Origin of the sequence: Pseudomonas sp. RtIB026, assembly GCF_016861355.2 — a bacterium.
Lineage (GTDB): Bacteria > Pseudomonadota > Gammaproteobacteria > Pseudomonadales > Pseudomonadaceae > Aquipseudomonas > Aquipseudomonas peradeniyensis.
The window spans coordinates 4,244,397-4,257,965 of the sequence record NZ_AP023348.2; the positions used below are offsets into that span (position 1 = coordinate 4,244,397).

The window sequence follows — 13,569 nt, forward strand, 5'->3', positions numbered from 1 at the left end:
CATGCCCCGCCTCTGCCGCCTGCTGCTCCTGCTGCTGCTCCCCCTCAGCCTTGCCTGGTCGCTCCCCCCCAGCACCCGCGCAACGCCCTCCACACCCTGGGGCGCCGACTACTTCCCCAACATCCCCCTGCTCACCCAGGACGGCCAACAGGTGCGCTTCTTCGACGACCTGATCAAGGACAAGGTGGTGGCCATCAACTTCATCTTCACCGGCTGCGGCGACTCCTGCCCGGTGGAAACCGCGCGCCTGCGCCAGGTGCAGAAGCTGCTGGGCGAGCGCGTCGGCCAGGACATCTTCATCTACTCGATCAGCATCGACCCCTACAACGACACCCCCGCCACCCTCAAGCGCTACGCCGAGAAGTTCGCCATCGGCCCCGGCTGGACCTTGCTCACTGGCGAAGCCGCCGACATCGAGCAACTGCGCCGCAGCCTCGGGCTGTACATCGAAGGACTGGAGAACGGCCGCAGCAAGGACCACAACCTCAGCCTGATCATCGGCAACCAGGCCACCGGCCGCTGGATGAAGGCCTCGCCCTTCGAAAGCCCGTACATCCTCGCCGACCGCCTGGCCAACAGCCTGCATAACTGGAAGACCGCCAGCGCCCAGCGCCGCGACTACACCCAGGCCCCGGATATCCGCCCGCCGAGCGCCGGTGAACAACTGTTCCGTACCCGCTGCTCGTCGTGCCATACCCTGGGCGATGCCGAGCCCGGTGCCACCCGTGGCATCGGCCCGGACCTGCTGGGGGTGACCCGCCAGCGCGAGGAACAGTGGTTGAAACGCTGGCTGATGGAGCCGGACCGGATGCTGGCGGAGCAAGACCCGCTGGCAATGCTGTTGTACGCGCAGTACAACCAGCTGGCGATGCCCAACATGCGCCTGGGGGAAACCGAAGTGGCCGCGCTGATCAGCTATCTCGAGGAAGAAACACAACGGCGCCAGGTGCCCTCGGCGCAACGTTGAACCTCGACCCTTGACCGCCAGCGCCGCCCCAGCCCATGCTCAACCGCTTCCATCCCACGCTCAAGGAACGACCGCATGAAGCTGGAAACACTCGCCATCCACGCGGGCTTCAGCCCCGACCCGACCACCAAGGCGGTGGCCGTGCCGATCTACCAGACCACCTCGTTCGCCTTCGACGACACCCAGCACGGCGCCGACCTGTTCGACCTCAAGGTCGCGGGCAACATCTACTCGCGCATCATGAACCCCACCAACGACGTGCTCGAGCAACGCATGGCCGCCCTCGAGGGCGGGGTCGGCGCGCTGGCCGTGGCCTCGGGCATGGCCGCCATCACCTACGCCATCCAGACCGTCGCCGAAGCTGGTGACAACATCGTCTCGGTGGCCAAGCTGTACGGCGGCACCTACAACCTGCTGGCCCACACCCTGCCGCGCATGGGCATCACCACCCGCTTCGCCGCCCACGACGACATCGCCGCCCTCGAGGCCCTGATCGACGCGCGCACCAAGGCAGTGTTCTGCGAGTCGATCGGCAACCCCGCCGGCAACATCGTCGATATCGCCGCGCTGGCCGAGGCAGCCCACCGCCATGGCGTGCCGCTGATCGTCGACAACACCGTGGCCACGCCGATTCTCTGCCGCCCGTTCGAGCACGGCGCCGATATCGTCGTGCACTCGCTGACCAAGTACATCGGCGGCCACGGCACCAGCATCGGCGGCATCGTCATCGACTCGGGCACATTCCCCTGGGCCGACCACAAGCAGCGTTTCGCCCTGCTCAATACTCCCGACCCGTCCTACCACGGCGTCACCTACACCGAAGCCTTCGGCCCCGCCGCCTTCATCGGTCGCTGCCGCGTGGTGCCGCTGCGCAACACCGGCGCCGCGCTGTCGCCATTCAATGCCTTCCTGATCCTGCAAGGCCTGGAGACCCTGGCCCTGCGCATGGAGCGCCATACCGAGAATGCGCTCAAGGTCGCCCGCTACCTGCAGGAACACGACCAGGTGGCCTGGGTGAAATATGCCGGCCTGCCGGACCACCCCGAGCACCAACTGGCCCGGCGCTACACCGGCGGCAAGCCGGCGGCGATCCTGTCGTTCGGCATCAAGGGCGGCCAGGCCGCCGGGGCGCGCTTCATCGATGCGTTGCAACTGGTGGTGCGCCTGGTCAACATCGGCGACGCCAAGTCGCTGGCCTGCCACCCCGCCTCCACCACCCATCGTCAACTCAACGACGAAGAGCTGGAGAAGGCCGGCGTACCGCGCGACATGGTGCGCCTGTCGATCGGCATCGAGCACAGCGACGACATCATCGCCGACCTCGCCCAGGCCCTTGAGGCCAGCCGCGGCTGATCGACCCGCGCCCCACCCAATGCCGACGGCGGGCGCGTACCCTGCAGAACCGGAACCTCGCGTAATGACCCTTTTCTACCTGAAACTCCTGGTCACCCCGCTGCTGATGTGGGCCATCTCCCTCGCCTCGCGGCGCTGGGGCGGACTGCTCGGCGGGCTGCTGTCCGGTCTGCCGATCACCTCGGCCCTGGTGATGACCTTCCTGTGCCTGGAGCAAGGCACGGGCTTCGCCCTGGGCGCGGTGCCCGGCGCGCTGGGTGGGTTGGCGGCGGTGCAGGCCACCTACGCCTTCTACCTGTTCGCCACGCGCAGGGTCGATATCGCCCCGGCCGTGCTGCTGGCGATCCTGTTCTACGGCCTGGCGGCCTATGCCTTCACCCACTGGGGTGGGCTTTACCTGTCGGTGGCCGTGGCGCTGCTGCTGATCGGCGTGCTGATCCGCGCCAGTGGCCGCGAGCCCAGGCCCGACACCCTCGCCCGTCCCCGGCAGCGGTATTGGGAGATTCCCTTGCGCATGGTATCGGCCACCTCGCTGCTGATGATCACCACCAGCCTGGCCAGCTGGCTGGGGCCGGCCACCAGCGGCATGCTGGCGCCAATTCCGGTGATCGCCTGGCCACTGGTGGTGTTCGCCCATGTGCAGGGCGGCCGAGCCGGGATGGCGGCGATGGTGCGGGGCAATGCCATTGGTGCGGTGGGAGTGATTGCATTCTACCTGGCGATGGCGGGGTTGCTGGAACGATTGGGGGTTGCCGTGACCATCGGCCTCGCCATGGGCCTGGCAGTGGCACTGACCGTCGCGTTGGCGGCGGCGCTGCGCCGGGTACCGACCGATTGACCAGTGATTCGAACAGGTCCCGGGTTTGATCCATCCTCCCTGGGGCCAGCCCCTCCAGCGAAATATCGACTAGCCTGAATGCTCCTGTTGCCAACCTGACAAGGTGAAGACGATGAGCATGATGGACTGGGACGCCTACCGTAAGCAGTTGATGGCCGGCATCGGCGATCTCAAGCAACTCTCACCCGATACCGTGGCCGGCTACGCGACCGCCAGCGGCGCCGGGGCCAAGACCAATCACCTGGACGCCAAGACCCGTGAGCTGATCTCATTGGCCGTCGCCGTCACCACCCGCTGCGACGGCTGCATTGCCGTGCATTCGCAGCAGGCGGTCAAGCACGGCGCCACCCGCGAGGAGATCGCCGAGGCCCTGGGCGTGGCGGTGGCAATGAACGCCGGCGCCGCGCTGGTCTACTCGGCCAGGGCGCTGGACGCCGTGGGCAAGACTGGCGCCTGAAACTTCATGGCGCCGCCGCCCTTGCGCGACGGCGCCGCGACACCCAGACTTGGCGGTTCAGCCCGTGCAGGAACCACCATGATCCAGATCCGCCCCATGACCCCGGAAGACTTCGAACGCTTCTGGCCGACCTTCCAGGCCATTGTCCAGGCCCGCCAGACCTACGCCTTCGACCCGGCCCTGGACGTCGACCAGGCGCGTCGGTTGTGGCTGGAAACCCCGTTGCGCACCCTGGTGGCCGAGGACGACGGCGTGCTGCTCGGCTCCTACTTCCTCAAGGCCAATGCCGCCGGCCCCGGCGGGCATGTCGGCAACTGCGGCTACATGGTCTGCGAGCAGGCCCGCGGCCGGGGCGTGGCCAGGCTGATGTGCGAGCACTCGCAGAAGCTGGCGCGCCAGGAGGGCTTCCTGGCCCTGCAGTTCAATTCGGTGGTGGCCAGCAACGAGGTGGCGGTGGCGCTGTGGCACAAGCTCGGCTTCGAGACCGTCGGCCGCCTGCCCAGGGCTTACCGCCATGCCGAGCTGGGCCTGGTGGACTGCCTGGTGATGTACAAGTGGCTGGCCGACGAGCCGGTGGTGGAAAAGCCGGCGCTGCTGATCGGACGCAAGAATATCGAGGCGCGGGTTTCGCGTCGGCGCGGGCGCTGAACCCATCGCGGGGCAAGCCCGCTCCCACGATCCGATTGCCTGGAGCTGCCAGGGTATCGCCGTGGGAGCGGGCTTGCCCCGCGATCAGCGACAACGCAATTGCAGCTAACCCATTGCCCCACCAGATATTTTCCTGCCACCCAGGCGATTGACTCGCCACCCGTTCGATGGTCAGATGCGCGCCAGTTTCAGGTGTCCTGCGCCGCCGCGCGCAGGGTGAAACGGGAAGCCGGTGCGTCGTTGTCACGACAAGTCCGGCGCTGCCCCCGCAACGGTAAGCGAGCGAATCCTTCGACAGACCACTGTGCGCACGCATGGGAAGGTGAAGGCTTCATGCTCCTCGCAAGCCCGGAGACCGGCCTGAGGCTTCACTTGGCAACCCGCGGTGGGCGGGCGCAGGCCGGTATCCGCGCGCGCCTGCGTGCGCGCTTCGCCGTTGCGTGTTTTCCACCGGGATCCATTCCTTCCTGCAGCAGTGGAACGACATGTCCCGATTCAACAAGCTTCACACCCTGGCGGCCTGCCTGGCCGTGTCCCTGCCAGCCCTGGCCGACGACCATGAAGTGGCGCCCCTCACCCTGCCCTCCACGGCGATCACCGACACCCGCGAGCCACAGGTCATCGACCTGGCCACGCCAACCCCGGCCGGCTCGCGCCTGAACCTCAGCGCCCTGGACACCCCGGCCAGCACCAGCAGCCTGACCGAGGCGCAGATCCAGCAGCGCAACAACCTCACCGTGCAGGACGCCGTGACCCGCTCGCCGGGCCTGACCTTCATCGGCACACCGGGCGACGGCGGTACCGGCCTGTCGGCCCGGGGCTTCACCGGGCAGAGTTCGGTGATGACCCTGTTCGACGGCTCGCGCCTGTACGCCGGCGCCGGCACCCTGACCTTCCCGGTCGACCCGTGGATGGTCGAGCGCATCGACGTGATCCGCGGCCCCGCCTCGGTGCTGTACGGCGAAGGCGCCACCGGCGCGGTGGTCAACGTGGTGCCGAAGAAGCCGTTCGCCGGTGACATCCGCAACCACCTGCGCCTGGGCTACGGCTCCTGGGACCGCCAGCAGCTGGGCCTGGACAGCGGCGGCAGCCTGAGCGAGCGGCTGAGCTACCGCGTGACCCTCAACCAGCAGGCCGGCAACGGCTGGGTCGACCGCACCGACTCGCGCAGCCTGGCCCTCAGCGCCGCCCTGCGCTTCGATGCCAGCGACGACCTGAGCTTCACCCTCGCCCACGAACGCGGCGATGCGCAACCAGCCAACTACTACGGCACCCCGCTGATCGACGGGCACCTGCGCAGCAGCGTGCGCCGCAAGAACTACAACGTCAGCAACGACGAACAGCGCTACCACGACGAGTGGACGCGCCTGACCACCGACTGGACCCTCAGCGACAGTATCAGCGCCAGCAACCAGCTCTACTACATCAAGAGCCGCCGCCAGTGGCGCAATGCCGAGTCCTACGCCTGGGAGGCCGCCAACGGCGTGATCCAGCGCGGCAGCTTCCTCGAGATCCGCCACAACCAGGAACAGCTCGGCGATCGCCAGAGCTTTACCTTCGACCATGGCCTGTTCGGCCTGGCCAGCAAGACCGTGGTCGGCGCCGAATACAACCGCATCCGCTTCAACGTCGACAGCAACTCGCCCTACAGCGATGGCAATAGCGACCCGCTCGACCCGTGGCATCCGGCTCCGGGCGGTTTCCACAGCCTCAGCCCGACCCGCGCGCAGACGCTGTCCAAGGTCGACACCTTCGCCCTGTTCGCCGAAAACCGCACCCAGCTGAGCGACCGTCTCGCACTGGTCACCGGCATCCGCCGCGACCAGAACCACATCGACCGTGACGACCTGGTCAACAACGCCCGCAGCGACCGCAGCCTGCAAGGCGGCAACTGGCGCGCCGGGCTGGTGTACGCGCTCACCGACGACCTGTCGCTGTACGGGCAGTACTCCACCAGCGAGGACGGCGTCGGCGACCTGCTCACCCAGCGCCCGAACAAGCGCCTGGAGCTGACCGAAGCGAAGCAGACCGAGATCGGCCTGAAGCAACGCTTCTGGGATGCGCGTGGCGAGTGGACGTTGGCGGCCTATCACATCGTCAAGAAGAAACTGCCGGTGTACAACCCGCTCACCCACGACAGCCAGCAGGCCGGCCAGCAGACCTCCGACGGCCTGGAGGCCAGCCTGGAACTGGCGCTGGGCAACCAGTGGCAGCTCTCGGCCAATGCCGCGCTGGTGCGGGCCAAGTACGACGACTTCCTCGAGGAAGGCAGCAACGGCACGGTCCACGACCGTGCTGGCAACCGCCCGCAGGATGTGCCGCGGCGCACCGCCAACCTGTGGCTGAGCAAGGGCTTTGGCCAGACCGTGGACGCAGGCATCGGCCTGCGTTACGTGGATGAGCGCTACGCCAGCGCCGCCAACGACCAGCGCGTGCCGGGCTACGCCGTGGTCGATGCCAACCTGGGCTGGCAGGTACTGCCCGATGTGCGCCTGGGCCTGCAGTTGAACAACCTGTTCGACCGCCAGTACGCCCAGTCCAGCTACAGCGGCGAGCAATGGCTGCTGGGCGCGCCGCGCTCGTATTTCGCCACGGTCGACTACAGCTTCTGAGGCAGGTACAGCCCACTCGGGGTTCAAAATGTAAATCTCCGATCTGACTGGGGCAGCGTGGGAACGGGCTTGCCCCGCGATGCTTCGCCAACCTGGGCCGACGTCATCGCGGGGCAAGCCCGCTCCCACGCTGTTCCTGCAAAGCCTCGGCGCCTGCGCCTGTCGCGCGGCGCTTGATCGGCGCCGCGCCAAGTGCTCGACTTAGCGCTACGCCTCCGTCACAAGCAGCGCGCCATGACCGACATCCCGCAGATCCCCACCCCGCCCGTGCACGCCCTGGATCAGCCGCGCACCCTGCTGTTCCTCGCCTACCCGCAGATGGGCCTGCTCGACCTCACCGGCGCGCAGACGGTGTTCTGGGCCGCGACCAAGGCCCGTACCGCGCGTGGCCTGCCGGGCTATCGCCTGGTCACTGCCAGCCTCGAAGGCGGCTTGGTGCCCACCGCAGAAGGCCTGTCGATAGGCACCGAACCGTTGGCACCCTGGTTGTGCGAGCCGTTTGACACCCTGGTGGTGCCCGGCGCACCGGAGATCGTCCACACCCTCCCCGATCACGCCGAGCTGATCGCCTGGCTGGCCCAGGCCGCCCAGCGCGCCCGACGCACCGCCTCGGTGTGCAGCGGCACCTTCCTGCTGGCCGCCGCCGGCCTGCTCGACGGCCGCCGGGCCGCCACCCACTGGGCAATGTGCGATGCGCTGCACCGGCGCTTCCCGGCCATCGAGGTGGATGCCGAGTCGATCTTCGTGCAACAGGACCAGGTGTGGACCTCGGCCGGGGTCAGCGCCGGCATCGACCTGGCGCTGGCCCTGGTCGAGGCCGACTGCGGCCGCGAGGTGGCGATGCAGGTGGCCCGCGAACTGGTGGTGTTCCTCAAGCGCCCCGGCGGCCAGGCGCAGTTCAGCGAACTGCTCAAGGCCCAGGGCGAGGACGGCGCCGCCTTCGAGGCCCTGCACCTGTGGCTCAACGAGCACCTGGGCGACCCGCGCCTGACGGTCGAGCGGCTGGCCGAGCAGGCGCGCATGAGCCTGCGCAACTTCACCCGGGTGTACAAGCACAAGACCGGCCGCACCCCGGCCAAGGCCATCGAAGTGTTCCGCCTGGAGGCGGCGCGCCGCTTGCTGGAGAACTCCGACCAGCATATCGAGCAGGTTGCCCGCCACTGCGGGTTCGGCAGCGAGGAGCGCATGCGCCTGGCGTTCCAGCGCCATCTGGCGGTGACCCCGCGGGACTACCGGGCACGCTTTGCCCGCAGCGTGCCGCTGGCCGAAATCCAGGGTTCTTTGGCCTAGGGGCAAACGGGGCACGCCTTTAGCATCTGCTGCACGCCTGTCGGGCCGCAATCCAGGCCCACCCACAAGGCGTACCCTTTTCCCACTGCCGCAGCGACAACATCGATAATCGCGGCATCCAGGAGCACCCCATGAAACAGATCCTGATCATTGGCGCAGGCTTCGCCGGGCTGTGGAGCGCCCTCGGCGCCGCCCGCCTGCTCGACCAGCACAAACACGACGACGTGCAGATCACCGTGCTCGCCCCCCAGGCGGAACTGCACATCCGCCCACGCTTCTACGAACCCGACGTGCACACCATGGGCGCGCCGTTGCAGGCGCTGTTCGACGCGGTCAACGTGCGCTTCGTCAAAGGCAGCGCCTACCACATCGACCAGGCCAGCCGTGAAGTGGCGTACCGCCAGCCCGGCGGCATCGACGCCAGGCTTGGCTACGACCGCCTGATCATGGCCTGCGGCAGCCTGCTCAACCGCCCGGCGCTGGAAGGCTTCGACCGTCACGCCTTCGACGTCGACAAGATCGAGTCAGCCACCCGCCTGGAAGAACACCTCAAGTCCCTGGCCGCCCGCCCCGACAGCCCGGCGCGCAACACCGTGGTGGTGGCCGGGGGCGGCTTCACCGGCATCGAGACCGCCACCGAGCTGCCCAGCCGGCTGCGGGCGATCCTGGGCGACAAGGTCACGCCGCGCATCGTCGTGGTCGACCGCGGGGCGAAGATCGGCGCCGCCCTGGGCGACGGTATCCGCCCGGCCATCGAGCAGGCCTCGGCGGCGCTGGGCATCGAATGGGTCTGCGGCGCCACGGTGGCCTCGGTGGATGCCGGTGGCGTGCTGCTCGACAACGGCGAACGCATCGCCGCCAATACGGTGGTCTGGACCGTCGGCTTCAAGGCCAACCCGCTGACCGAGCAGATCACCGGCGAGCGCGATCGCCAGGGCCGCCTGCATGTGGACGGCCAGCTCAAGGTCATCGGCAACCCGGATGTGTATGCCGCGGGCGATGTGGCCTACGCGGCTTGCGACGAGGTCGGCAACTTTGCCGTGATGTCCTGCCAGCACGCCATCCCCCTGGGCCGCTACGCCGGCAACAACGCCGCCGCCGAGCTGATCGGCGTGGCGCCGATGACCTACAGCCAGCCCAAGTACGTCACCTGCCTGGACCTCGGCGCCTGGGGCGCGGTGTACACCGAAGGCTGGGAACGTACCGTTTCGCCACCGACCGACAAGGCCGAGGCCAAGCAGCTCAAGCAGCAGATCAACTCGGTGTGGATCTACCCGCCAGCAGCGGACCGGGCCACGGCACTGGCAGCGGCCGACCCGCTGATACCGGTCGCCTGACAGCACTGCCAACCTGCCGCAGATCGCCCACCCCCGGGGCTGCGCTGTTACTGAGAGCAGTCAGCGCAGCCCCTGCGGGCTTGCCCCGCGATAGCCGCCATTGCCTCGCCCCGCTCACAATCCAACCAGGTATTCATGACTCCAGGTCAAAGGACCTTGGCGCGTCAACGGCTTAATCAATCCCGCCGAACACCGCACACTGCACCTACCCGTTCGATCCCGTGCCCCACTGCCCGGGCCTCGATCCCCTCACTCGACAGGAGCAGTTGCATGAGCATTCCATCCTTTGGCCTGGGTACCTTCCGCCTCACCGGCCAGGCCGTCATCGATTCGGTCAAGTCGGCGCTGGCGCTGGGCTACCGCGCCATCGACACCGCGCAGATCTACAAGAACGAGGCCGAGGTCGGCCAGGCCATCGCCGAAAGCGGCGTGCCGCGCGACGAGCTGTTCATCACCACCAAGATCTGGGTCGACCACTACGCCGCCGACAAACTGATCCCCAGCCTGCGCGAGAGCCTGGCCAAACTGCGCACCGACCATGTCGACCTGCTGCTGATCCACTGGCCGGCGCCGGGCAACGGCGTCGAGCTGCCCGAATACATGCAGGCGCTGGCCGACGCCAAGCGCCAGGGCCTGACCCGCCAGATCGGCATCTCCAACTTCAATATCGAGCTGACCCGCCAGGCCATCGCCGTGGTCGGCCAGGGCGAGATCGCCACCAACCAGATCGAACTCAGCCCGTACCTGCAAAACAGCAAGCTGACTGCCTTCCTCCAGGAGCAGGGCATCACTACCACCTCCTACATGACCCTGGCCTACGGCAAGGTGCTGAAGGATCCGCTGCTGACCGAGATCGCCGCCAAGCACAAGGCCACCGTGGCCCAGGTGGCCCTGGCCTGGGCATTGCAACTGGGCTATGCGGTTATCCCGTCGTCCACCAAACGCGAGAACCTGGCCAGCAACCTGCTTGCCCGCAGCCTGCGCCTTGACGCCGACGACATGGCGCGCATCGCCACCCTGGAGCGCAACGGCCGCGAAGTCAGCCCGGACGGCCTGGCGCCAGCCTGGGACTGATATCCTTCGGGCATGGAGGCCCACCGCCCCGCTCTCAACCGCTTTTTCGGAGCTCCCAATGAGCACGCTTTCCCCCAAACGGGTGCTGTTCGCCCTGGCCATCGGCGCCTTCGGCATCGGCACCACCGAGTTCACCCCCATGGGCCTGTTGCCGGTGATCGCCGATGGCGTCGGTGCCAGCATCCCCAGCGCGGGCATGCTGATCACCGCCTATGCCATCGGCGTGATGGTCGGCGCGCCGATCATGACCTTGCTGTTCAGCCGCTTCGGCAAGCGTGCCGCGCTGATGATGCTGATGGGCATCTTCACCGTCGGCAACTTGCTCTCGGCCCTGTCGCCGGACTACTACACCCTGCTGCTCTCGCGCCTGATCACCAGCCTCAACCACGGCGCCTTCTTCGGCCTGGGCGCGGTGGTGGCCGCCAGCGTGGTGCCCCGGGACAAGCAGGCCAGCGCCGTGGCCACCATGTTCATGGGCCTGACCATCGCCAACATCGGCGGCGTGCCAGCCGCCACCTGGCTCGGCCAGCAGGTCGGCTGGCGCATGGCCTTCGCCGGCACCGCGGTGCTCGGCGTGCTGGCCATCGCGGCGCTGTGGTACGCCCTGCCCAAGGGCGAGCGCGGCAGCGTGCCCCATGTGCGCAAGGAACTGGCGGTGATCGCCCGCCCCAACGTGCTGCTGGCCATGGCCACCACGGTACTGGGCGCCGGCGCGATGTTCACCCTGTACACCTATGTCGCCCCGGTGCTCGCCGAACTGACCGGCGCCTCCGACAGTTTCGTCACCCTCGGCCTGGTGCTGATCGGCGTCGGCTTCACCCTCGGCAACAGCCTGGGCGGCAAGCTGGCCGACTGGTCGCTGGACGGCGCCGCGCGGATCTTCCTCGGCGCGTTGGCGGCGATCATGCTGCTGATGCCGCTGGTGTTGGGCAGCCATGTCGGCGCCGCGCTGGCCTTGCTGGTGTGGGGGATGTTCACCTTCGCCGTGGTGCCGCCGCTGCAGATGCGAGTGATGATCGCCGCAGCCGAGGCTCCGGGGCTGGCGTCATCGATCAACGTGGGTGCATTCAACCTGGGCAATGCCGTCGGCGCCGCCCTGGGTGGCGCGGTGATCAGCCTGGACCTAGGCTATGCGGCGGTGCCGATGGCCGGTGGCCTGCTGGCGGCGACCGGGTTGCTGCTGGTGTGGCTGGGCGGGCGCGGCAAGGCCGCCGACGAGGCGCTGAGTAATCCAGCCTGACCGGGATCACCCACATGGGGCGAGCTTGCCCGCGATAGCCCCAACACAAGAACGCCGCCATCCCCGAAGGAATGGCGGCGGTTTCACGTTTACACCCCGCTGCCGTCAGGCCGGCGCCGAAGTGCGGATCAGGTGATCAAAGGCCGCCAGCGACGCCTTGGCGCCCTCGCCCACGGCGATGACGATCTGCTTGTACGGCACCGTGGTCACGTCGCCGGCGGCGAACACGCCGGGGATGCTGGTCTGGCCCTTGGCATCGACGATGATCTCGCCACGCGGCGAAAGCTCCACCGTGCCCTTGAGCCAATCGGTGTTCGGCAGCAGGCCGATCTGCACGAAGATGCCTTCCAGCGCCAGGTCATGCAGCGTGTCGCTGGTGCGGTCCTTGTAGCGCAGGCCGGTGACCTTCTCGCCATCGCCGACCACTTCGGTGGTCAGCGCGCTGGTGATCACCTTGACGTTCGGCAGGCTGTGCAGCTTGCGCTGCAGCACGGCATCGGCGCGCAGCTGGCTGTCGAACTCGATCAGGGTCACCTGGGCGACCACGCCGGCCAGGTCGATGGCCGCTTCCACGCCGGAGTTGCCACCACCGATCACCGCCACGCGCTTGCCCTTGAACAGCGGGCCGTCGCAGTGCGGGCAGTAGGCCACGCCACGGGCGCGGTATTGCTGCTCGCCCGGCACGTTCATTTCACGCCAGCGGGCGCCGGTGGCGAGGATCACGGTCTTGGCCTTGAGCGAGGCGCCGCCGGCCAGGCGTACTTCATGCAGGCCACCATCGGTGGCCGGGATCAGCGCTTCGCCGCGCTGCAGGTTCATGATGTCGACGTCGTACTGCTTGACATGCTCTTCCAGGGCCGTGGCCAGCTTAGGCCCTTCGGTCTCCTGCACCGAGATGAAGTTCTCGATCGCCAGGGTGTCGAGCACCTGGCCGCCAAAGCGCTCGGCGGCGACACCGGTGCGAATGCCTTTACGGGCGGCGTAGATCGCCGCGGCGGCGCCAGCCGGGCCACCCCCGACCACCAGCACGTCGAAGGCGTCCTTGGCGTTGATCTTCTCGGCCTGGCGAGCGCCGGCATTGGTGTCGATCTTGCCGAGGATCTCTTCCAGGCCCATGCGGCCCTGGCCGAACACTTCGCCGTTCAGGTAGATGCTCGGCACCGCCATGACCTTGCGGGCTTCGACTTCATCCTGGAACAGCGCGCCATCGATGGCGACGTGGCGCACATTGGGGTTGAGCACCGCCATCAGGTTCAACGCCTGGACCACGTCCGGGCAGTTCTGGCACGACAGCGAGAAGTAGGTTTCGAAGGTGAATTCGCCCTCCAGCGCCTGGATCTGCTCGATCACTTCGGCACTGGCCTTGGAGGGGTGGCCGCCGACCTGCAGCAGCGCCAGCACCAGGGAGGTGAATTCGTGGCCCATGGGGATGCCGGCGAAACGCAGGCTGATATCCGCGCCAGGGCGGTTCAGCGAGAACGAAGGACGACGGGCGTCGTTGCCATCCGCGCTGAAGGTAATGAGGTTCGACAGGCCGGCGATTTCCACCAGCAGGTCGTGCAGTTCGCGGGACTTCGCGCCGTCGTCGAGGGAGGCAACGATCTCGATCGGCTGGGTGACCCGCTCCAGGTAGGTTTTCAGTTGCGATTTAAGCGTGGCGTCCAACATACGGGCGATTCCTTTTTCAAAACTCGGATACAAAAACGCCCAGGCGAGATCGCCCGGGCGTTTTTACGGGGCGGTAACTACTTCA

At 67.7% G+C, this 13,569-nt stretch carries 11 protein-coding genes and 1 riboswitch; of the genes, 10 read left to right on the top strand and 1 reads right to left on the bottom strand.

Going from position 1 to position 13,569, the window contains the following annotated elements; all coding sequences use genetic code 11:
* Position 1 precedes the first annotated feature (1 nt).
* From PRtIB026_RS18820 to PRtIB026_RS18865, 10 genes are all read left to right on the top strand, one after another.
* Positions 2-967, top strand: coding sequence for an SCO family protein (locus PRtIB026_RS18820; RefSeq protein WP_267812679.1), 966 nt, complete (start codon positions 2-4; stop codon positions 965-967).
* A 75-nt stretch (positions 968-1,042) separates the two neighbouring features.
* Entirely contained in the window at positions 1,043-2,320 is a 1,278-nt protein-coding gene (locus PRtIB026_RS18825; protein WP_203652318.1) for a bifunctional O-acetylhomoserine aminocarboxypropyltransferase/cysteine synthase, read from the top strand.
* A gap of 64 nt (positions 2,321-2,384) precedes the next feature.
* Complete coding sequence (locus PRtIB026_RS18830; protein ID WP_203652317.1) at positions 2,385-3,158, top strand: hypothetical protein; 774 nt, start codon at positions 2,385-2,387, stop codon at positions 3,156-3,158.
* Between the two features lie 112 nt (positions 3,159-3,270).
* Positions 3,271-3,615, top strand: coding sequence for a carboxymuconolactone decarboxylase family protein (locus PRtIB026_RS18835; protein WP_198742706.1), 345 nt, complete (start codon positions 3,271-3,273; stop codon positions 3,613-3,615).
* 78 nt (positions 3,616-3,693) lie between these two features.
* Positions 3,694-4,263 (top strand): GNAT family N-acetyltransferase, encoded by a 570-nt coding sequence (locus PRtIB026_RS18840; protein WP_203652316.1) that lies wholly within the window; start codon positions 3,694-3,696, stop codon positions 4,261-4,263.
* A 173-nt stretch (positions 4,264-4,436) separates the two neighbouring features.
* Positions 4,437-4,642, top strand: a riboswitch (cobalamin riboswitch).
* A 106-nt stretch (positions 4,643-4,748) separates the two neighbouring features.
* Positions 4,749-6,875 carry a TonB-dependent receptor gene (locus PRtIB026_RS18845; protein ID WP_203652315.1) on the top strand — a complete coding sequence of 709 codons (2,127 nt, stop codon included), beginning with the start codon at positions 4,749-4,751 and terminating at the stop codon, positions 6,873-6,875.
* A gap of 234 nt (positions 6,876-7,109) precedes the next feature.
* Complete coding sequence (locus PRtIB026_RS18850) at positions 7,110-8,165, top strand: GlxA family transcriptional regulator (RefSeq protein WP_203652314.1); 1,056 nt, start codon at positions 7,110-7,112, stop codon at positions 8,163-8,165.
* A gap of 131 nt (positions 8,166-8,296) precedes the next feature.
* The gene (locus PRtIB026_RS18855) at positions 8,297-9,502 is read left to right on the top strand and encodes an NAD(P)/FAD-dependent oxidoreductase (RefSeq protein WP_232855595.1); all 1,206 of its coding nucleotides are present in this window, start codon (positions 8,297-8,299) and stop codon (positions 9,500-9,502) included.
* Positions 9,503-9,772: 270 nt separating this feature from the next.
* A complete protein-coding gene (dkgB, locus tag PRtIB026_RS18860; protein ID WP_203652313.1) occupies positions 9,773-10,576 on the top strand; it encodes a 2,5-didehydrogluconate reductase DkgB in 804 nt (267 codons plus the stop codon).
* Between the two features lie 58 nt (positions 10,577-10,634).
* A complete protein-coding gene (locus PRtIB026_RS18865) occupies positions 10,635-11,816 on the top strand; it encodes an MFS transporter (RefSeq protein ID WP_203652312.1) in 1,182 nt (393 codons plus the stop codon).
* A 105-nt stretch (positions 11,817-11,921) separates the two neighbouring features.
* Here PRtIB026_RS18865 and ahpF read toward each other — a convergent pair whose 3' ends face one another.
* A complete protein-coding gene (gene ahpF, locus PRtIB026_RS18870) occupies positions 11,922-13,484 on the bottom strand; it encodes an alkyl hydroperoxide reductase subunit F (protein ID WP_203652311.1) in 1,563 nt (520 codons plus the stop codon).
* Positions 13,485-13,569 lie beyond the last annotated feature (85 nt).

Coding starts and splice junctions, on each gene's coding strand:
- PRtIB026_RS18820 (WP_267812679.1), top strand. CDS start 2: ATGCCCCGCCTCTGCCGCCTGCTGCTCCTGCTGCTGCTCCCCCTCAGC.
- PRtIB026_RS18825 (WP_203652318.1), top strand. CDS start 1,043: ATGAAGCTGGAAACACTCGCCATCCACGCGGGCTTCAGCCCCGACCCG.
- PRtIB026_RS18830 (WP_203652317.1), top strand. CDS start 2,385: ATGACCCTTTTCTACCTGAAACTCCTGGTCACCCCGCTGCTGATGTGG.
- PRtIB026_RS18835 (WP_198742706.1), top strand. CDS start 3,271: ATGAGCATGATGGACTGGGACGCCTACCGTAAGCAGTTGATGGCCGGC.
- PRtIB026_RS18840 (WP_203652316.1), top strand. CDS start 3,694: ATGATCCAGATCCGCCCCATGACCCCGGAAGACTTCGAACGCTTCTGG.
- PRtIB026_RS18845 (WP_203652315.1), top strand. CDS start 4,749: ATGTCCCGATTCAACAAGCTTCACACCCTGGCGGCCTGCCTGGCCGTG.
- PRtIB026_RS18850 (WP_203652314.1), top strand. CDS start 7,110: ATGACCGACATCCCGCAGATCCCCACCCCGCCCGTGCACGCCCTGGAT.
- PRtIB026_RS18855 (WP_232855595.1), top strand. CDS start 8,297: ATGAAACAGATCCTGATCATTGGCGCAGGCTTCGCCGGGCTGTGGAGC.
- dkgB (WP_203652313.1), top strand. CDS start 9,773: ATGAGCATTCCATCCTTTGGCCTGGGTACCTTCCGCCTCACCGGCCAG.
- PRtIB026_RS18865 (WP_203652312.1), top strand. CDS start 10,635: ATGAGCACGCTTTCCCCCAAACGGGTGCTGTTCGCCCTGGCCATCGGC.
- ahpF (WP_203652311.1), bottom strand. CDS start 13,484: ATGTTGGACGCCACGCTTAAATCGCAACTGAAAACCTACCTGGAGCGG.